15 protein-coding genes are annotated in these 20,486 nt (G+C 65.2%); 7 read left to right on the plus strand and 8 right to left on the minus strand.

The genetic code is table 11. From position 1 onward, the window contains the following. Nucleotides 1-37 precede the first annotated feature (37 nt). From murI to GTH22_RS05905, 3 genes are all read right to left on the minus strand, one after another. Nucleotides 38-850 (minus strand): glutamate racemase, encoded by an 813-nt coding sequence (gene murI / locus GTH22_RS05895; RefSeq protein WP_252943870.1) that lies wholly within the window; start codon nt 848-850, stop codon nt 38-40. 6 nt (nt 851-856) lie between these two features. Beyond that, complete coding sequence (locus GTH22_RS05900) at nt 857-1,735, minus strand: lysophospholipid acyltransferase family protein (protein ID WP_252947586.1); 879 nt, start codon at nt 1,733-1,735, stop codon at nt 857-859. A gap of 168 nt (nt 1,736-1,903) precedes the next feature. After that, nucleotides 1,904-5,302 carry an indolepyruvate ferredoxin oxidoreductase family protein gene (locus tag GTH22_RS05905; protein WP_252943871.1) on the minus strand — a complete coding sequence of 1,133 codons (3,399 nt, stop codon included), beginning with the start codon at nt 5,300-5,302 and terminating at the stop codon, nt 1,904-1,906. Nucleotides 5,303-5,459: 157 nt separating this feature from the next. Here GTH22_RS05905 and GTH22_RS05910 point away from each other — a divergent pair, with 157 nt between their 5' ends. Both GTH22_RS05910 and GTH22_RS05915 read left to right on the plus strand, forming a co-directional pair. Continuing rightward, a complete protein-coding gene (locus tag GTH22_RS05910; protein WP_252943873.1) occupies nt 5,460-6,365 on the plus strand; it encodes a LysR family transcriptional regulator in 906 nt (301 codons plus the stop codon). A 501-nt stretch (nt 6,366-6,866) separates the two neighbouring features. Further along, nucleotides 6,867-7,583, plus strand: a complete 717-nt coding sequence (locus GTH22_RS05915; protein ID WP_252943875.1) for a hypothetical protein — start codon at nt 6,867-6,869, stop codon at nt 7,581-7,583. Between the two features lie 90 nt (nt 7,584-7,673). On the opposite strand, the gene GTH22_RS05920 is transcribed toward GTH22_RS05915, so the two are convergent. Further along, on the minus strand, nt 7,674-8,345 hold the full coding sequence (locus GTH22_RS05920; RefSeq protein WP_252943877.1) for a hypothetical protein: 672 nt from the start codon (nt 8,343-8,345) through the stop codon (nt 7,674-7,676). Between the two features lie 308 nt (nt 8,346-8,653). On the opposite strand from GTH22_RS05920, the gene purL reads away from it, so the two are divergent. After that, nucleotides 8,654-10,813 carry a phosphoribosylformylglycinamidine synthase subunit PurL gene (purL, locus tag GTH22_RS05925; RefSeq protein ID WP_252943878.1) on the plus strand — a complete coding sequence of 720 codons (2,160 nt, stop codon included), beginning with the start codon at nt 8,654-8,656 and terminating at the stop codon, nt 10,811-10,813. 61 nt (nt 10,814-10,874) lie between these two features. Next, on the plus strand, nt 10,875-11,375 hold the full coding sequence (locus GTH22_RS05930) for a hypothetical protein (protein WP_252943880.1): 501 nt from the start codon (nt 10,875-10,877) through the stop codon (nt 11,373-11,375). On the opposite strand, the gene GTH22_RS05935 is transcribed toward GTH22_RS05930, so the two are convergent. Continuing rightward, the gene (locus GTH22_RS05935; protein WP_252943882.1) at nt 11,366-12,505 is read right to left on the minus strand and encodes a pyridoxal phosphate-dependent aminotransferase; all 1,140 of its coding nucleotides are present in this window, start codon (nt 12,503-12,505) and stop codon (nt 11,366-11,368) included. The two genes, GTH22_RS05930 and GTH22_RS05935, sit on opposite strands and share 10 nt — an antisense overlap. Before the next feature lie 125 nt (nt 12,506-12,630). Here GTH22_RS05935 and GTH22_RS05940 point away from each other — a divergent pair, with 125 nt between their 5' ends. Together GTH22_RS05940 and GTH22_RS05945 are read left to right on the plus strand one after the other, a co-directional pair. Then, nucleotides 12,631-13,380, plus strand: coding sequence for a DsbA family protein (locus GTH22_RS05940; protein ID WP_252943883.1), 750 nt, complete (start codon nt 12,631-12,633; stop codon nt 13,378-13,380). Nucleotides 13,381-13,492: 112 nt separating this feature from the next. After that, nucleotides 13,493-14,422 carry a hypothetical protein gene (locus GTH22_RS05945; protein ID WP_252943885.1) on the plus strand — a complete coding sequence of 310 codons (930 nt, stop codon included), beginning with the start codon at nt 13,493-13,495 and terminating at the stop codon, nt 14,420-14,422. 2 nt (nt 14,423-14,424) lie between these two features. Here the strand turns inward: GTH22_RS05945 and ispG are convergent, their stop codons facing one another. The 3 genes from ispG to hemA form a co-directional block, all read right to left on the minus strand. Continuing rightward, the gene (ispG, locus tag GTH22_RS05950) at nt 14,425-15,546 is read right to left on the minus strand and encodes a flavodoxin-dependent (E)-4-hydroxy-3-methylbut-2-enyl-diphosphate synthase (protein ID WP_252943886.1); all 1,122 of its coding nucleotides are present in this window, start codon (nt 15,544-15,546) and stop codon (nt 14,425-14,427) included. A 132-nt stretch (nt 15,547-15,678) separates the two neighbouring features. Then, complete coding sequence (locus tag GTH22_RS05955; protein WP_252943888.1) at nt 15,679-17,385, minus strand: helix-turn-helix domain-containing protein; 1,707 nt, start codon at nt 17,383-17,385, stop codon at nt 15,679-15,681. A gap of 195 nt (nt 17,386-17,580) precedes the next feature. Then, entirely contained in the window at nt 17,581-18,816 is a 1,236-nt protein-coding gene (gene hemA, locus GTH22_RS05960) for a 5-aminolevulinate synthase (protein WP_252943890.1), read from the minus strand. A 217-nt stretch (nt 18,817-19,033) separates the two neighbouring features. Between hemA and GTH22_RS05965 the strand changes: the two genes are divergently transcribed. Beyond that, entirely contained in the window at nt 19,034-20,416 is a 1,383-nt protein-coding gene (locus tag GTH22_RS05965; protein WP_252943892.1) for a dipeptidase, read from the plus strand. Nucleotides 20,417-20,486 lie beyond the last annotated feature (70 nt).

Raw genomic sequence — 20,486 nt, forward strand, 5'->3', positions numbered from 1 at the left:
TAAGCTGAAGTCAGACAGACTGAAATTCAACTCTTGTTCAGGCCGAGACAAACTCGACCCTTCGTCGCAAGAAACGCGTGGCCTGATCCGTCACCTTGCGCGGATCGCCGGTGGTGAGATATTTCGTCTCCTCGCCGGCGCCCAGCTTGTCGGGGTGGCGGGTGAGATAATCGGCAAGGCTGTCGGCCACGATGCTGGCCTGGCTGTACACGCTCACCTCCGGGCCGAGCGCCTCCTGAAAGGCCTCTTCCATGATGGGGTAATGCGTGCAGCCCAGAATGGCGGCCTCGGGGGTGGGCATCTTGCGCTTGAGCGCATCGACATGGCTGTGCACCAGCGCCTCGGCCAGGATCATGTCGCCATCCTCGATGGCATCCACCACCCCGCCGCAGGCCTGCGCCTCGACATCAACGCCAATCGCCCGAAACGCCAGCTCGCGCTGAAAGGCGCGGCTGGCAACCGTGGCAGGCGTGGCAAACAGCGCCACATGCTTCACCGCAACCTCGCGAGGGGGCGAGTTATCGCCCCACTGCCGCTCGGTCAGCGCCTCGATCAGCGGCACGAAGACGCCAAGCACCCGTTTGCCCTCGGGCACCCCGGCCTCCTGCATCCGCCGCAACGCCGCGGCGCTCGCCGTGTTGCAGGCCAGCACGACCAGATCGCAGCCCTCGTTCCACAGCCGCTCCACGGCGGCCCGGGTCAGGTCATGGATGTTGTCGGCGGTACGCACGCCATAGGGGCTGTGGGCATGGTCGCCATAATAGACAAACGCCTGATCGGGCAGCCGTTTCTGCACCGCGTCCAGCACGGTGAGCCCGCCGATCCCTGAGTCGAAAATGCCAACCGCCATGGCAGCTTACGCCTTGTGAAAATCCTCGAATTCCTTGCCGTATTCGCGTGCACGAACCGGCGTGTTCGACAGGCTATACGTTGCCTCGCGCAGGAAATCCATCAGAGCTTTGGGATCGCCCGCGCGACTGTCGATTTCATGCCGCGGGATCGGCTGGCCAATGGCCACATCCACCGGCTCGTCGATGCGGGCGCGGAACTCCTTGATCAGCAGGGCGATCCGGAGGGTCGAATGGATATGGCTGGCCATCTGGAACAACCGGCTGTTGGCCCCCTCGAAGAACACCGGCACCACGGTTGCATTCGACTTGGCGATCATCTTGGCGGTAAAGCGCCGCCAGCCCGGATCGAGCGGGCGCGAGAGCAGGCGCGCCGAGGTGCTCACCGTGCCGCCCGGAAACACCCCGATCGCCCCGCCCTGCCCCAGATAGGCCAGCGACTCCTTGCGGGTGGCGAGGTTGGTGGCCTGGGCCTCGCGGCTGCCATCAAAGTCGATCGGCAGGATGATCCGGTTCAGCTCTTCGGAGCGCTTGAAGACCTGATGCGCCAGAATGCGGAAATCGCCTCGGGTCTGGCTGAGGATATGGCCCATCATCAGCCCGTCGAGGATGCCGTAGGGATGGTTGGCCACCAGCACCAGCGGCCCGGTGGTTGGGATGTTGCCGAGGCTACCCCGCGTGATGCGCAGGCTCAGGCCATAGCGGCGGCGGATCACATCCCAGAAGTCCTCGCCCTGCGCCACGTCGCTCTCGTAGCCATCGGCCCGCTTGATCAGGCCGATCCGCCCGGTGGCGTTTTCCAGCAGCTTCACGAAGGCACGGCCCGGCTTGGAGCGCACCGAGTTGGCATAGGTGATGTCACGGGCGACCTGGTGGCGCTGGTCCATGGGGCGCGTCCTCTTCTTCATGGCGCTCAAATAGGGCGCGGGGGCCGATCTGGGAAGGCTTTATGACGGGTGCGTAAAGCCTGTGTGACACCCTGTTGGAGAGGTTGCGCAGCGGGGGGCCAGCCCCCCGCACCCCCCGGAGATATTTTCAGCAAGAAAATGAACAGGTTATTCCGCAGCCTGGCGCATAGGCGCTTCGGGGTTGCGGAAGACTTGCAGGAGTTCCTCACGCCGTTTGGCCGCCTTTTCGGCGTTGGCGAGCTTTACCGGGCCGAATCCGCGAATGGTGAGCGGGAGTTCGGCCAGCGCCAGCGCCGGGGCGCGGTTGTGGTCGTTCAGGCCGGCGAGGATATCGGCCATGTCGGACTCGTATTGCGCGATCAGGGCGCGTTCGAGCTTGCGTTCATGGGCGAAGCGGAAGGGGTCGAAGAGCGTGCCGCGCAGGGGCTTCATCGCCGCGAGCAGCTTGAAGCCCTGCCGCATCCACGGGCCGAAGGCGCGCTTTTTCGGGCGGCCACCGGGGCCCTTGGTGCCGAAGATCGGCGGGGCGAGGTGGTAGTTGAAGCGCATCTCGCCCTCGAAGACCTCGGCCGCCTTGGCCTCGGTGTCCAGCAGCAGGCGGGCGGTTTCGTATTCGTCCTTGTAGGCCATCAGCTTGTGGTAGCCCTGCGCGATGGCCAGCTTCATCTCGTCATCGGGCGCGCGCGCCACCAGCGCGCGGTAGCGGCGGGCGGTTTCGGCATTGCCCCAGGCTTCGAGGTGGGCGGCGCGATACTCGATCCGCTCGGCGAGGGTCTTCTCATTCGGCGTTTCGGGGGTGAGCAGCGCGGCGGCACCTTCCGGCTCGACCACGGCCCATCGGCCGATCTCGAAGGCCCGGGTGTTGCCCGCCACAGCCTGCCCGTTCAGCTCGATGGCGCGCATCAGCGCCTCATAGCTCACCGGCACCAGCCCGGCCTGCCAAGCGGCGCCGAGGATCATCATGTTGGAATAGATGCTGTCACCCAGTAGGATGCGGGAAAGCGCCTGCGCATCAAACACTTGCAAGCCGTCCTTCAGGCGGGCCTGAAGCGCCAGGACCATCCGGTCATGGGGCAGCTTGAAGTTGATGTCGCGGGTGAAATGGCCGGTGATGATATCGGCCCCGTTCACCACCGCCCCGGTCTGCCCCTCGCGCATCAGCCCCAGCGTCTTGGAGCCTGCCGTGGTGACAAGATCGCCGCCGATGACCGCGTTGGCCTCGCCGGTGCCCACCCGGATCGCGTTGATAAGCTGGGGCTTTTCGGCAATCCGCATATGGATGTGCACCGCGCCGCCCTTCTGCGCCAGCCCGGCCATCTCGATCATGCCCACGCCCTTGCCGTCGATATGCGCGGCCTGGGCGAGCACCGCACCCACGGTGACAACGCCGGTGCCGCCGACGCCCGTGATCACGATGTTATGGGTGCCCTCGATCGCGGGCAGTTCCGGCGCGGGCAGGTCGGGCAGATCCACCGCCTTTTCGGGCGCCTTCTTCACCTTGGCGCCTTCAATCGTCACGAAACTGGGGCAAAACCCGTTGAGGCAGGAGAAATCCTTGTTGCAGGCGCTCTGGTCGATCTCGCGCTTGCGGCCCAGCTCGGTCTCTTTCGGCAGGATCGCCACGCAGTTGCTCTGCACCCCGCAATCGCCGCAGCCCTCGCAGACATCGCTGTTGATGAACACCCGCTTGTCGATGTCGGGGAAGGTGCCGCGCTTGCGCCTGCGCCGCTTTTCGGCGGCACAGGTCTGCACATAAATTATGGCCGACACGCCCTTGATCTTGCTGAATTTCTCCTGAACCTGCTCCAGCTCCTCGCGCGGGTGCTTGCTGACCTCGGCCGGAAATTCGTTCAGCGCCACCTCTTCCTTCTCGTCGAAGACCAGCGCCACCTCCTGCACCCCCATGGCCCGCACCTCGCGGGCGATCTGCTGGGGTGTCAGGCTGCCTTCATTGGGCTGTCCGCCGGTCATGGCGACCGCATCGTTGAACAGGATCTTGAAGGTGATGTTGGTGCCCGCCGCCAGCGCGGCCCGGATCGCCAGCGTGCCGGAATGGTTGTAGGTGCCGTCGCCGAGGTTCTGAAACAGGTGCTCGCGCTTGGAAAACGGCGCCTCGCCCATCCAGTTCGCCCCTTCGGCGCCCATATGGGTGAAGCGATCGGTCGAGCGGTCCATCCAGCGGGCCATGAAGTGGCAGCCAATGCCCGCGCCCGCCTCGGAGCCTTCGGGCAGCTTGGTCGAGGAGTTGTGCGGGCATCCGGCGCAGAAATAGGGCAGCCGGGCCGCGATATCGGGGGCATTGTCGGCCAGCCGCGCGCTTTCGATCCGCGCCATCCCGGCCTTGATCCGGTCAGTGCCGCAATCTTCCTCGATCAGGATCTTGCCAAGTTCGAGCGCTATGTCATTGGGATCAAGCGCAAAATGGGTCGGGAAAAGCACCTCGCCATTCTTCATGCCGCCATAGACCCGACGGCCCCGGCGATCGTCAAAGATCGCCTCCTTGACCTGCACCTCGATCAGCTTGCGCTTCTCTTCCACCACCACGATCACATCGAGCCCCTCGGCCCAGTCGTGGAAGCCCTTCATATCCAGCGGCCAGACCTGCCCGACCTTGTAGGTGGTCACGCCAAGGCGCTCGGCCTCCTCGCCGTCGATGCCCAGCAGCTCCAGCGCATGGCAGAGGTCGAGCCAGTTCTTCCCGGCGGCGACAAAGCCAATCTTCGCGCCCGGCTTGCCATGCATCCGGTGGTCGATTTTGTTTGCGTTCGCAAAGGCTTCCGCGGCGAACCTCTTGTGCGCGAGCAGCCGCTCTTCCTGGGCGATCCAATGGTCGCCGAGCCGAATGTTCAGCCCCCCCTCGGGCAGCTTGAAGTCCGGGGTGACAAAGTTCAGCCGGTCCGCCCGGCCATCGACCACGCTCGTCGCCTCCACGGTGTCCTTCATCACCTTCAGGCCCACCCAAACGCCCGCATAGCGCGACAGCGCCCAGCCGTAGAGCCCGTAATCGAGTATTTCCTGCACCCCCGCAGGGCTCAGCACCGGCATATGCACATCCACCAGCGCCCAGTCGGACTGGTGGCAGACGGTCGAACTTTCACCGGTGTGATCGTCGCCCATGGCCATCAGCACGCCGCCATGGGGCGAGGTGCCCGCCATGTTGGCATGGCGCATCACGTCGCCCGAGCGGTCCACCCCCGGCCCCTTGCCGTACCAGAGGCCGTAAACGCCGTCATAGCGCCCCTCCCCGCGCAGCTCCGCGTTTTGCGACCCCCAGAGCGCGGTGGCCGCGAGGTCTTCGTTCAGCCCCGGCTCGAAGCGCACATCGCTCGCTGCCAGCACCTTGGCCGCGCGGGTCATCCATTGGTCGACACCGCCCAGGGGCGAGCCGCGGTATCCGGTGCAATAGCCCGCCGTGTTCAGCCCGGCGGCCCTGTCACGCGCCTTCTGCATCAGCATCAGCCGCACCAGCGCCTGTGTGCCGTTCAGCAGAACCGGTGATTTTTCCAGATCGAAACGGTCGGTGAGACTTACATCTTGCCTAGTCATTACGCGCTTCCTCCCAGTAGCGGGCATAATGTGATATTAGGTCATAATCTATGACCTACAAACACAATTCTGTGGGAGTTAATCATTTGCGCGTAAGCTGATGACGTGCATAAGGATGCTGCGCTGCAACCGCTTTGAAAGTCGTGAACCGTTATCCATGGATTGGGACAAGCTCAGAATATTTCACGCCGTGGCCGATGCCGGCTCCCTCACCCATGCGGGTGAGACGCTCGGGCTGTCGCAATCTGCCGTGTCCCGGCAGATCCGGGCGCTGGAAGAGAGCCTGAACACCACCCTGTTCCACCGTCACGCCCGCGGACTGATTCTCACCGAGCAGGGCGAGCTGCTGTTCGACGCCACCCAGGTGATGAACCGCCGCCTCGATACCGCCGCCGCCCGCATTCGCGACAGCGAAGAAGAGGTGTTTGGCGAGCTGCGCGTCACCGCCACCACCGGCTTCGGCTCGCTCTGGCTCACCCCGCGCCTGCCCGCGCTCTACGAGCGCTACCCCGATCTCACGATCGACCTCAACCTCGAGGAGCGGGTGCTCGACCTGCCGATGCGCGAGGCCGATGTCGCAATCCGCATGAAGGAGCCGTCGCAGGCCGACCTGATCCGCCGCCGCCTGATGGGCGTGCGGATGCGCCTCTACGCCTCCCAACGCTACGTCGATCGCTACGGCGCCCCCGACGACCTCGATCAGCTTTCCGAGCATCGCCTCATCAGCCAGGCCTCCCACTCCACCCAGGTGCGGGCCGGGGCCGAGATGATCCAGTCGCTGCTCACCCACGACATCACCAAGCGACTCACCGTCAACAACTATTTCGGCGTCTTGCAAGCGGTGATTAACGACCTCGGCATCGGGGTGCTCCCCGACTACGTGGCGCTCGACACGCCGGGGCTGGTTCGGGTGCTTCCCGAAGAGGAAAGCTCCGAGGTTCCGGTGTTCCTCGCCTACCCCGAAGAACTGCGCCAATCCAAGAGGATAGCCGCCTTCAGAGACTTCGTGACGGGCGAGATCCAGGCGCAGCGCAAGGCCGTTCGGGAGGCCGCGGCCGAATAGCTTTGCCCTGTGTGCCATGCGCCACAGTCATAGCTGCCATTCACTAAACTGTCATTTTAAAGCTTGAATGAACGCGCCCGCTGCCCATATGAAAAGTTATCAGGCGCACCGGCTTCGGCCAGCGCGTCTTTTACCTCCCTGTTGGACTTAGGCCGAGCTTGTCTCGGCCTCTTTTTTTGTCCAACGGTCTGGCGATCATCCAGCGATGTCGGGGGCCCGGGCGGGCCGAATTCCGCGGAGCCTGCACCGATTTCCAAACCGGTTCAAGCCCTTGCAGAGCAGTCCGGGCGCGCCTTCAGCCTGCGGAAGATTTCCCCTGCGGCAGCGCTCAATCCGGGGTTGCAAATCACCCACCGCGCCGCCGTCAAACCCGTGCTTTGCGCCCATTTCCTCCGGCCCTCAACGCCCGACCGTCCACGGAATGGATACAATTCGTGCCAAATTTTACCACACTCTAGCGCTCTGGTTGAGTGGCGCATGTCGCGCATGAGGAGAAGTAGAATGAACACTCGCAGGCAGACCAACATCCGCCGCGGTCAAGCACTTCTGGCTGCATCCTTCGCAATCTTCGCGGCCCACACCGCGCACGGCCTCGGGACCGGCGGCATCTCCGCCAGCGTCTCCGTCGGCGGTGGGGGCATCTCGGCAGATGTCTCGGTGGGCGGCTCCGGGTCCGGCTCCGGTTCAAGCTCGGGCTCGAGTTCGGGCCAGGGCGGCGGCGCCCTCGCGGACGTCGATGTCAACCTCGGCGGCTCCGGCTCCGGCGGTTCCGGCAGCTCTGGCGGCGCCCTTGCCGATGTCGACGTCAATATCGGCAGCTCGGGCAGTTCCTCCGGCTCCGGCGGCACCCTCGCCGATGTCGACATCAACCTCGGCTCCGGCCATCCCGGCGCACAGCCCGATGTCATCGTGCAGACCACCCGCGCCAAGGCCCGCAGCCTCTCCCCCGCCGAGGCCGAGCGCCTCGGCAAGCTGCCCAAGAAGTTCCGCACCGCCGTGGGCATGCCCGTGTTCAGCCGCGATGGTGTCTATCTCGGGCAGGTCCAATGGGTCGGCGGCGCGCGCTCCGACATCCGCATCAAGGTGCCGCTGGTCGAAAGCGCCCGCCTCGGCGTCCGCACCATCGAGATCTCGGTGCGCCACCGCGACCTGCGCCAGGGCGTCATCCGCCTCGGCGTGGTGCATGCCAAACTGAGCCAGATGCTCGGCGGCCGCTGACACCCCGCGCCAACAAAAACCAAGGGTCCCGAAGCAAACCTGCCTCGGGGCCCTTTCCTGTGCAGCCCTCGGGCCGCCTGACGTCAATGCTCAGAGATGGCGCAGCGAGCGGACAAAGCGGCGCTCGGTCTGGCGCAGCAGCACCCGGCGATCATCCAGCGCGCGCGGGTCGGTCGTCAGCTTGAGGGTGCGGCCCTCATGCTCGCCGAGCGCCGCCGAAAGCCGGACAATCACCTCGACCCCATCGCCGGAGTAGGCCACCGAAAGCACCCGGCCCAGCACCGTCCCATCGGACGAAATCAGCGCCGTGCCCTCGTAGGAGGCCAGCTTCTGCGCCAGCAGCAGCCGCTTGCGCTCGGCCGTATCCTGCGGCGCGGTCTGCGTCTTGGTGCTGACGCTCACGCCATCGGGGGTATCTGTGGGCGTGCCGGAGCCACCACCGGAGCCGCCGCCACCGCCAATGGCGATGTCCACGTCAACACCGGCGCCACCGCCCGAGCCGGACCCCGAGCCAGAGCCCGACCCCGAGCCACCGCCCAGCGACACATCCACATCGGCATCAATGCCGCCCGAACCGGAGCCCGAGCCCGAACCCGAGCCGCCTCCGCCAATACTTACGCCGACATCGGCGCCAATACCGCCAACCCCGACAGATACGCCCGCGCTGATGCCGCCCCCGCCGCCGCCACCACCGTGGGACTTTCCGAGGCCGAGCGCCGAGACCGCGCTGGGTGTTACGAGGCAGAGAGCAGCGGCGACCATCGCCGTTGCGGCCTTGAGTCTATTATTTCGTGCATAATCCATTGTTCTACCTTTCGTCAGGCTGGCCCCCTCCAACTCAACCCTGACCCTACAATTTGTCGGGGATGCGTCACCGTTAAGCATATTTCCGAAACACTGCGCGCGCCCTGCCCCCACTGTTCACGAACCGCCGACAATGACGGCAGAATATGTCGGATCCGTGCCGAGTGCCCCAATCTCGTCAATCGACCGCCCGCCCCGAGTCGCTTTGCGTCTTTCCCTTGCCCGGCCCTTTTCCTAAAAGGCCGGTGAGCAGCAGGGGAGCCTCCATGACCGAACCCGCCATCACGCCAGAGCTGATCGAAGCCCACGGGCTGAAACCGGATGAATACGAGCGCATCCTCGGGATCATCGGCCGCGAGCCGAGCTTCACCGAGCTGGGCATCTTCTCGGCCATGTGGAACGAGCACTGCTCCTACAAGTCCTCCAAGCTGCACCTGCGCAAGCTGCCCACCAAGGGCCCGCAGGTCATCTGCGGCCCGGGCGAAAATGCCGGCGTCGTCGATATCGGCGATGGCCAGGCGGTGGTCTTCAAGATGGAGAGCCACAATCACCCCTCCTATATCGAGCCCTACCAGGGCGCGGCCACCGGCGTGGGCGGCATCCTGCGCGACGTCTTCACCATGGGCGCCCGGCCCATCGCGGCGATGAACGCGCTCTCCTTCGGCGAGCCGGGCCACCACAAGACCCGCCAGCTCGTCAACGGCGTGGTCGAGGGCGTGGGCGGCTACGGCAACTGCTTCGGCGTGCCCACCGTGGGCGGCGAGGTCCGCTTCCACTCCGCCTACAACGGCAACTGCCTCGTCAACGCCTTCGCCGCCGGTCTCGCGGATGCCGACAAGATCTTCTACTCCGCCGCCTCCGGCATCGGCCGCCCCGTGGTCTACCTCGGCGCGAAAACCGGGCGCGACGGCGTCGGCGGCGCCACCATGGCCTCCGCCGAGTTCGACGACACCATCGAAGAGAAGCGCCCCACCGTTCAGGTCGGCGACCCCTTCACCGAAAAGCGCCTGATGGAAGCCACGCTGGAGCTGATGCAGACCGGCGCCGTGATCTCCATTCAGGACATGGGCGCCGCCGGCCTCACCTGCTCCGCCGTCGAGATGGGCGACAAGGGCGGCCTCGGCATCAAGCTCGACCTCAATGCCGTCCCCCAGCGCGAACCCGACATGACCGCCTATGAGATGATGCTGTCGGAAAGCCAGGAACGCATGCTCATGGTGCTCGACCCCGCCAAGGAGGCCGAGGCCCGCGCGGTCTTCGAGAAATGGGATCTCGACTTTGCCATCGTCGGCGAAACCATCGCCGAAGACCGCTTCCTCGTCATCCACAACGGCGAGACCAAGGCCGACCTTCCGCTCGCCACCCTCTCCGGCTCCGCCCCCGAATATGACCGCCCCTGGGTCGAAACACCGCCCGCCGAGGCCCTCGCCCCGGTGCCCGAGATCGACGCCATCGATGGGCTGAAGGCCCTCATCTCCTCGCCCAACTACGCCCACAAGGCCTGGGTCTGGGAGCAATATGACACCATGGTCATGGCCGATACGGTCGTCACCCCCGGCGCAGGCTCCGGCGTGGTGCGCGTGCACGGCACCGGCAAGGCCCTCGCCTTCACCTCCGACGTGACCCCGCGCTACGTGAAGGCCAACCCCTACGAGGGCGGCAAGCAGGCGGTGGCCGAAGCCTGGCGCAATCTCTCCGCCAAGGGCGCCCTGCCGCTGGCCACCACCGACAACCTCAATTTCGGCAACCCCGAGAAGCCCGAAATCATGGGGCAGTTCGTCGGCGCCCTGCGCGGCATCGGCGAGGCCTGCGAGGCGCTCGACATGCCCATCGTCTCCGGCAACGTCTCGCTCTACAACGAGACCGACGGGCAAGGCATCCTGCCCACCCCCACCATCGGCGCCGTCGGCCTGCTCGACACCCTCGATGCGCTGATCAACGGGGCACCCCGCGCGGGCCACGTCCTGCTGATGCTCGGCAGCGAGGGCAGCCACCTCGGCCAATCCGCCCTGCTGGCAGAGGCCTTCTCCCGCGAAGAAGGCGACGCGCCCCATGTCGATCTCGCCGCCGAAAAGGCCCATGGCGACTTCATCCGCGCCAACGCCGCCCATATCGACGCCTGCACCGACCTGTCCGATGGCGGCCTCGCGCTGGCCGCCTTCGAAATGGCCGAAGCCGCGGGCGTCGGCGTGCAGGTCGACGCCACCGGCAACGGCCCGCTCTTCGGCGAGGATCAGGCCCGCTACCTCATCGCCTGCTCTTTCGACAAGGCCGAGGCCCTGATGGTTGCCGCAGGCCAGGCCAGCGTGCCGCTCACCACCGTCGGCAAGTTCGGCGGCGACACGGTAAGCCTCGGCGGCAGCACCGCCCCGCTTTCCGAGCTCTCCGAAACCTACCGCAGCACCTTCGCTGCAAGTTTCGCGTGACCGGCCCCATTTTCTTGCTGCAAATATTCCCGGGGGTGCGGGGGCAGCGCCCCTCCGTCGCATGAGCCAGATCCCCGACCTCACCCCCGATTGCTCCCGCTGCGCTGCGCTCTGCTGCATGGCGCTGGCCTTCGACGCGGGCGAGGACTTCGCCATCGACAAGCCCGCCGGCCTGCCCTGCCCCAAGCTCGAGCGGCACCTTTGCTCCATCTACGAAGACCTTGAAGAAGAGGGCTTTTCCGGCTGCGCCCGCTACAGCTGCACCGGCGCGGGCCAGCGCGTGACGCAAGAGGTCTTCGCCGGCAAGAGCTGGCAGGACGAGCCCGAGCTGGCCGCCCCCATGTCCGAGGCCCTGCGCCAGATGAAGGCCGTGCACGAGGCGCTCGAACTCCTCGCCATGGCCGAAAACCTCGGGCTGGAGGATTACGACGAAGAGGTCCGCGAGGCGCTGCTCACCGCCCTCACCCCCGAAGAGGGCTTCACCCCCGAAACCCTCGCCGCCACCGCCGCCCCGCTCAAGCGCGTGCCCGCCTTCCTGGCGACCCTGCGCGATTACATCTGAGGCACCGCCTCGATCAGCCGCCGCAGCCCCTCGGCAATATCCGCCTCGCCCCGCGCATAGGAAAACCGCAACCATTTCGCCCCGCGCGCGGAGTCGAAATCCAGCCCCGGCGTCACGGCAACGCCCGTCTTTTCAAGGATTTGCTGCGAGAACTTCAAGCTGTCGTCAGTCATCTCCGACACATCCGCATAAACGTAAAACGCCCCGTCCGGCGGCGCAAAGCGGGTAAACCCGGCCTTCGGCAACCCCTCCAGCATCGCCGCCCGGTTGCGGGCATAAACCGCCCGGTTCCCCTCAAGCTCCTCCTCGCAATCCAGCGCCGCCAGCGCCGCCACCTGCGCCACATGGGGCGGGCAGATGAACATGTTCTGCGCCAGCCGCTCATAGGTGCGAATGTCCGCCTCCGGCACCACCATCCAGCCCACGCGCCAGCCGGTCATGGAGAAGTATTTCGAGAAGGAATTGATCACCACCACGTCATCCGTCAGCTCCAACGCGCTCACCGCCCGATCACCATAATGCAGCCCGTGATAGATCTCGTCGCTCACCACCGAGGCCCCAACCGCTCCGGCCCGCTCCAAGAGCGCCCCAAGCGCCGCCCGGTCCAGAATCGTCCCGGTCGGGTTCCCCGGCGAGGCAAGGATCAACCCCGCAAGCCCCTCCGGCACATCCTCCGGCGCAGGCTGCATCCGCGTCGCCAGCCGCGCCTCGATCTCCACCGGTTGCAAACTCAACGCCCGCAAAATCTGCCGATAGCTCGGATACCCCGGCGCCCCCAGCCCCACCTTCTCGCCCGCATCGAACAGCGCCGAAAACGCCAGCAAGAACGCCCCCGAGGAGCCGGTGGTCACGATCACCCGCTCCGGGTTCAGCTCCACCCCATACCAGCGCGCATAAAGCCGGGCGATCCCGGCCCGCAGCTCCGGCAGCCCCAGCGCCACCGTGTAGCCCATCGGCCCGGCCTCCAGCGCGGCGGCCACCGCCGCCCGCGCCCCCGCCGGCGCAGGCGTGCCCGGCTGGCCCACCTCCATATGGATCACCGAGCGCCCCGCGGCTTCCGCCGCCCGCGCCGCCTCCATCACGTCCATCACGATAAAGGGATCAACCTCGCTTCGTCTTGAAACCCGCATGCGCCTCTCCTTAACCTGCCGCTACCCCTATCAAGCGGCGCCCTGCCGTCAATGCCGCCTGCGCTTGCGGCACAGCCCCAACCGTGCGACACCCTGCGCACGACGCCAGCCAAAGGACGACGCCCATGCTCCGCGCCCCCCTTCTCGCCGCCACCCTCGCCCTCACCGCCCTGCCCGCCGCCGCCTTCGACGTGGCCGCGATGAGCGATGGCGAGCGCGAGGCCTTCCGCGCCGAGATCCGCGCCTACCTGCTCGACAACCCCGAGGTGCTGATGGAGGCCATCGGCGTGCTCGAAGAGCGTCAGGCCGCCGACCAGGCCCAGGGCGACGTGGCCCTCGTGGCCTCCAACGCCGATGCGCTCTTCAACGATGCCAACTCCTGGGTCGGCGGCAATCCCGAGGGCGACATCACCATCGTCGAGTTCATGGATTACCGCTGCGGCTACTGCAAAAAGGCCTTCCCCGAGGTCGAGAACCTGATCAAGGCCGATGGCAACATCCGCTTCATCGTCAAGGAATTCCCGATCCTCGGCGAGCAGTCCGTCGTCGCCTCCCGCTTCGCCATCGCCACGCTTCAGGTGGCCGGCCCCGAGGCCTACAAGAAGGTCCATGATGCGATGATGGGCCAGCGCGGCGAGTTCACCGAGGCCGCCCTGACCGCCCTCGCCGAGCAGGCCGGCGCAGACCCGGCCCCGATCCTCGCCGCCATGGGCAGCGATGAGGTCAGCGCCGTGATCGCCGAAAACCACGCCCTCGCGCAGGCCATGCAGATCTCGGGCACCCCCACCTTCGTGCTGGAAGACCAGATGCTGCGCGGCTACGTCCCGCTTCAGGCGATGATGGGCATCGTCGCCGAGGTCCGCGAGGCGCGTTAGATGGCCCATTCAACGAATTATTCACGCGGACAGCTGCGATTGCTCCACTAGTGCGCCTAGACGAATAGATTTCTTCGTCATTAATATGGGGATGCCTACACGGGGTATCCAGATGCGCATACTTCCGAGAAATTCAGAGGAATTTAAGAACCACTCCGACGCCTTGTTATCGGTTGCAAAGATAGTCGCTCTAGCGGCAGCTGCTATCTGGACATTGTACCAGTGGGACAAGTCCATTTTTCCAAAAGAGGACCATGAAAGACTGCTCAGGGCGGCGTCATTGTCACCAGACATAACTGTCACCGATAGTTTTTTTGAATCATTCTCGATTTATGACAAGCCAAGTGCTCGTGTCAGGAACATGCCGACCTTCACGGCTTCTATCCTAACGCTTTTTAACTATTATTTCAGCTTTCTGAATAACAGTGATTTTCCCATGAGCTTCAGCGAAGGCCGGGTTCTGTTGGAGGGGTATCAAGTTAGGAACGAAGAGGATTCCGAAGAGTGGATAACATTGGCGGAATGGTCGTTCGAAGAAGCTTTTGGCGAGTGGGCAAACACGAGCCGGGTTATCATGCCAGGGGGAGGGCTCGACTTAGGTGGATCGCGTGCTTTAAACGTTGAGTGGTGCTGCAAACCGAGCTTGATTGGTCGGGACCTGATGCTTTTTCGGATATCTATCGAACTGAATCTGGCGACTTTAGATCCAACCACAGCACTCCCAGCATCAGAGCAACGGAAGCCAAAGTATGTCAACCAAGTCACTTTTCTATCCGGGATGGACGAACCGCTGGGATATTCCAGTAGCTATGTTCCACTAGAGGATAGTTCCGCACCAAAGGCTTCGGGCTCGCCTCCGTCACAGCAAAGTCGTTCGAATAGCTCTTTACCCAATCTAAAGAGACCCCAATCCACCAAGCGTATAGGAAGTGTGCAAAGTAAAGCGTCCAAGAGCGCACCAAAGGCAGCCACGAACGACGTTGGCACTCAAGGCACTAAGAAGAAAATTACAAGAAAACTTCGTAGCGGCGTCTTTCGTTAACCCTACTCCGCCGCCGCCTTCCCAGTCTCGATTTCGGCTGCCTTCTTCTCCACTTCCTCGACGATCTTGTCGACCATCTGGTCGTTGCTGATCTTGTGGTCCTGCTTGCCCGCCAGGTAAACCATCCCGTGGCCCGCGCCGCCGCCGGTAAAGCCCACATCGGTCATCAGCGCCTCGCCGGGGCCATTCACCACGCAGCCGATGATCGAGAGGCTCATCGGCGTCTTGATGTGCTCCAGCCGCTTCTCCAGCGCCTCCACCGTCTTGATCACGTCAAACCCCTGCCGCGCGCAGCTCGGGCAGCTGATGATATTGACGCCCCGGTGCCGCAGGCCCAGCGATTTCAATATCTCGTAGCCCACCTTCACCTCTTCCACCGGATCGGCAGAGAGGCTCACGCGGATCGTGTCGCCAATCCCCATCCACAGCAGGTTTCCGAGGCCAATGGCGCTCTTGATCGTGCCGCTGGTCAGCCCGCCCGCCTCGGTGATGCCAAGGTGAATCGGCGCATCGGTCGCGTCGGCAAGCTGCTGGTAGGCCGCCGCGCTGAGGAACACATCGCTCGCCTTGCAGCTTATCTTGAACTCGTGAAAATCGTTGTCCTGCAACAGCTTGATATGGTCGAGGCCGCTCTCCACCATCGCCTCCGGGCAGGGCTCGCCGTATTTTTCCAGCAGGTGCTTTTCCAGCGACCCGGCATTCACCCCGATGCGGATCGAGCAGCCGTGGTCCTTCGCCGCGCGCACAACCTCCTGCACCCGCTTCGCATCCCCGATGTTGCCGGGGTTGATCCGCAGGCAGGCCGCGCCCGCCTCGGCGCTTTCCAGCGCGCGTTTGTAGTGAAAGTGGATGTCCGCCACGATCGGCACCGGGCTTTCGCGCACGATCTCCTTCAGCGCCTTGCTCGAGGCCTCGTCGGGCACCGAAACCCGCACAATATCCGCCCCCGCCTCGGCGCAGCGCAGCACCTGCTCGATGGTCGCCTTGGCGTCCGTCGTCGCGGTGTTGGTCATGGTCTGCACCGAAATCGGCGCCCCGCCGCCCACCGGCACATTGCCCACCATCACCTGACGGCTCTCGCGGCGGTAGATGTTCTTCCACGGGCGGATTGCGTTGATCGACATGGGGCCTCCGGAGGTTCACGCGTCAGGCCCAGACATAGGACGCAGGCCAGCCAGCGGCAATGCGCGATTTCCGCGCGGGCCGTTAGCAGGCCGTGAGCGGTTGGGGCGCGTCACCGCGCACCCACCGTCAGATCATTCGGAAACCAGCGGCCCGTTCTCGGCAACCATGACGTTCTGCAACGCCGGGTCGCGGCTCAGGTCGGCCACGGCAAGGCTCTCGGTCGCGCCCTCGGCACTCAGTGCAAAGTTCGAAACCACCTCGCCCCGGTTGCCGATCGGCCCATAGGCCTGGCCGCCGGCCACAACGTAGATCGAGCCGGCATCGCCGGTGCGCAGCGTTGCCGCCACCTCGGCCTGAGGCAGGCTGTAGCGGTCTCCGGGCTGCATGGTGCGCTCGTAAATCGTCGAGCCATCGGCGGCCCGCACCCGCACCCAGCTCGGGCGCACGGCGACAAGTTCCACCAGCGGCTGGCCATCGGCCGTGACCTTGGGCGCACCGGCCACGATCGCCTCGGCGGCGCGGCGCAGCTCTTCGTAGTTTTCGGGCGCGTTCAGCGGCTTTTGCGGCGCTTCTGCCAGCACCCGCGCCAGGGCCCCGTCGCCCCCGCCATCGGCGGTGGTGAAGGCATCGCGCAGGCTGTCGCGGCTCAGGGTCAGCCCGGCCACCACATTGCCGCTCGGGCCCGCCGGGCCATAGGTCTTGCCGTCCATCGCAAAGTAGACAGCACCCGCCGCGCCGGTGCGCAGCACGGCCGCACTCTGGCTCGGGTCGTCGCCTTCCGGCACGATCCAGCGTTCACCGGCGTTCAGCGTCTTCTCGAACAGGATGTTGCCTTCGGCGTCCTGCACCCGCACCCAGGCCGGGGCGGTTGCCACCAGTTCGAGCACATCGGCACTGGCCACCTCGGTGCCGTCGTCGCGGGTCACTTCGCCGGTCTCGGCCACCAGCCGCCCGCCGCTTCCGGCCCCGGCGCCGGGCGCGAGAGCGCCCTGTGCGAGCGGATCGAGCGCGGCAATCGGGCCGTCACGCGGGGTCATCACCGGGGTATCGAGCGCTTGCGGGCGATAGAGCCGGTCAAGCGCATCGGGGGTCGCGGCATCCACGCCGGCATAATCCACCGTGGGCGCCGAGGGCGGCGCCAGCGGGTCGAGGTCGGCCACCACGCCGGGGGCCTCGTCCACCGGGGCGACCGACACGCGCTGCACCTGTTGCAGCACGGCCCAGCCGCCGTAGCCCACCGCGCCGATCAGCGCCAGCAGCACCAGCGAGGAGCCGACAGCGCCGGGCTCGATCTTCGACAGCATCCCCTCGCCCCGCGGGGTGAAGGACACGTTGGGTTCGGCAAAGGGGTCGCGCGCCCCGGCCACGCGGGTCAGCGGGCGTGCCTTGGGCCCGCCCTTCTGCTTCGCGCCCGGCTTGCCGCCCTTCAGCCGCGTCAGCATCCCCCCAAGCGCGCCGTCGGCGGCGGCCACGGCCTCTTTCGAGCTCTTGGAGGCCTCGCCCTTGCGCCCGTTCTGCTCCAGCCCCGAGAGGGTGGCAAAATCGGCTTCGCGGCAGAAGGTCTCGAAGGCCCATTCCGGGTCGAGCGCGAGGTAGCGGGCGTAGGAACGCACGTAGCCGGCAATGAAACCGGGGGTCTCGAAAGCACTCGGATCGGAGTTCTCGATGGCAGCGATATAGGTGGCCTTGATCTTCAGCTCGCGCTGAACGTCGAGCAGGCTCTTGCCCATGGTCGCACGTTCACCGCGCATGATATCGCCGAGCCGAAGATCGAAATCATCGAAGCCCTTGGGAGGTTCCTCCTCCGCCTTCGGCTTTGGCGTCCTGCGCCTAATCATCTGCCCGCCCCGTGCGCATTTACAGTTTATCCCCAAGACCTATGGCGATTCGTGCGCTACACGCCAAGATCACGTGTAGATTACCATGATGATAACCACGATGCACTTGCAGAAGCGTTAACCGGAATGATCTTGCCGACCGCGCCCGGAGGCCCCTGGGGCAAGACCTTCAAAAAGCAAGAAAACTCCCGGCGCTCAGGCGCTGAGCTCCTGCCGGTTGAGCTCGCAGTGGTTCCACAGCCCGTCCATCGCCTTAACCAAGCCGTCGATCATCCGCGGCCCATGCACCGGCGAGGGCGTGAACCGCAGCCGCTCGGTGCCGCGCGGAACCGTCGGATAGTTGATCGGCTGCACGTAGACCCCGTAGTCCTCCAGAAGCATGTCCGAGATCATCTTGGTGTGCTTCGGATCGCCCACGATCACCGGCACGATATGGCTGCCGTGGTCGATGATCGGCAGGCCGAGCGCCTTGAGGCGGGTCTTGAGGATGCGGGCATTGGTCTGGTGCTGGTCGCGCAGCGCCTGGTCGGTCTTGAGGTGCGCCACGCTGGCGGCCGCACCCGCCGCAACCACCGGCGGCAGGCTGGTGGTGAAGATGAAGCCCGGCGCGTAGGAGCGCACCGCATCGCAGATCTTCGCGCTGGCCGCGATATAGCCGCCATGCACGCCATAGGCCTTGCCGAGGGTGCCGTTGATCATGTCGATCCGGCCCATCAGCCCGTCGCGCTCCGCCACCCCGCCGCCGCGCGGGCCATACATGCCCACCGCGTGCACCTCGTCGAGGTAGGTCAGCGCGCCGAACTCGTCGGCCAGGTCGCAGAACTCGCGGATCGGGCCGAAGTCGCCATCCATCGAATAGATCGACTCGAAGGCGATCAGCTTCGGCGCCGCCGGGTCATCCGCTTCAAGAAGCTCGCGCAAGTGGTTGACATCATTGTGCCGGAAGATCCGCTTGTCGCCGCCGTTGCGGCGAATGCCCTCGATCATGCTGGCGTGGTTCAGCTCGTCGGAATAGATGATCAGGCCGGGCAGCAGCTTGGGCAGCGTCGAGAGCGTGGCATCATTGGCGATATAGGCCGAGGTGAACAGCAGCGCCGCCTCCTTGCCATGCAGGTCCGCCAGCTCCGCCTCAAGCCGCTTGTGATAAACCGTGGTGCCGGAAATATTGCGCGTCCCGCCCGAGCCCGCACCCGTGGCCTCCAGCGCCTCGTGCATCGCCTCAAGCACCACCGGATGCTGCCCCATGCCCAGGTAGTCGTTGCCGCACCACACCGTGATCTCCTGCTCGGAGCCATCGGGCTTCATCCAGACCGCATGCGGAAAGTGACCCTTGCGGCGCTCGATATCGATGAAAGTCCGGTAACGGCCTTCCTCGTGCAGCTTTTCCAGCGCGGTATCAATGCTTCTCAGGCTGTCCGCCTTGGAGCTCATAGGGCATGTCACGGGGCGCGTCCTCTTCTTGTCCGCTCTGCGTGTCCGGAGTTCTTAACAGAGCCATCTCACTACGTGAACACATACCTCCTGCGGTATTTTGGCACTTTGATCCAGATCACGTCAATTTCACGGCCCGTGCACGCCAAACCGTGAATTTCCGCCGCTGGACACCCCAATTCCCGGTGCTACCCTCCGCGCCAACAAAGGAGGCCCCATGTCTGTCACCCCCGTGCTCGACCGCATCGATTCTCAATTGCCCGAGGCGCTCGAGCGCCTGATGGACCTGCTCCGCATCCCCTCCATCTCCACCGATCCCGCCTTCAAGCCCGACTGTGCCCGCGCCGCCGACTGGCTGGTGGAAGACCTGAAATCCCTCGGTTTCGAGGCCTCCGCCCGCGAAACCCCCGGCCATCCCATGGTCGTCGCCCACGGCGGCCCGGAAGGCGGCCCCCACGTCCTCTTCTACGGCCACTACGACGTGCAGCCGGTCGATCCGCTCGAGCTGTGGGACCGTGACCCCTTCGATCCCGAGATACAGGACACCCCCAAGGGCCGCGTCATCCGCGCCCGCGGCAGCTCCGACGACAAGGGCCAGTTGATGACCTTCGTGGAGGCCCTGCGCGCCTGGGTCGCCGAGCACGGGAGCCTGCCCTGCAAGCTCACGATCTTCTTCGAGGGCGAGGAAGAAAGCGGCTCTCCCTCCCTCATCCCCTTCATGAAGGAAAACGCCGAAGAGCTGAAAGCCGACATCGCCCTGATCTGCGACACCGGCCTCTTCGCCGATACCGTCCCCGCCATCATCACCCAGCTACGCGGCCTTCTGGGCGAGGAGCTGACGATCACGGCGGCCAGCAAGGATCTGCACTCCGGCATGTATGGCGGCGCCGCGATGAACCCGATCCGCGTACTCACCCGCATCCTCGCCTCGCTCCACGACGACGAGGGCCGCATCACCGTGCCCGGCTTCTACGATGGCGTCCCCGAGATCGGCGACAACCTGAAGAAAAGCTGGGAAGCCCTTGGCTTCGATGAAAAAACCTTCTTAGGAGACGTCGGCCTCTCCGAGCTTGCCGGCGAAAAGGGCCGCATGGCGCTCGAACAACTCTGGTCCCGCCCGACCTGCGAGATCAACGGCATCAAGGGCGGTTATACAGGGGACGGCTTCAAGACCGTGCTCCCCTCCAAGGCCTCCGCCAAGGTCTCCTTCCGCCTCGTCGGAGACCAAGATCCACTGGCCATCCGCGAGAACTTCCGCGCCCTCGTCCGCTCCATGCTGCCGCCCGATTGCGAGGTCGAGTTCCACCCCCATGGCGCCGGCCCCGCAGGCCACATGAACACCAGCCACCCCGCCTTCGAAACCGCCCGCCTCGCCCTCTCCGAAGAATACGGCCGCGAAGCCGCCTATGTCGGCTGCGGCGGCTCGATCCCCATCGCGGGCTACTTCAAGAGCATCCTCGACATGGACGCCATGCTCATCGGCTTCGGCAAGGACGACGACGCCATCCACAGCCCCAACGAGAAATACGACGTGGAGAGTTTCCACAAAGGCACCAGAAGCTGGGCCCGAATCCTTGCAGCCCTGACGAAGACAAACTGATGCCCCCCGAAGGTGGAAACTCTCATCACGGCTCCGCCCGTTCGGGCCTGAAAGGCTCCCCCGGAGCCTT

Source organism: Oceanicola sp. 502str15, assembly GCF_024105635.1.
Classification (GTDB): Bacteria; Pseudomonadota; Alphaproteobacteria; order Rhodobacterales; family Rhodobacteraceae; genus Vannielia.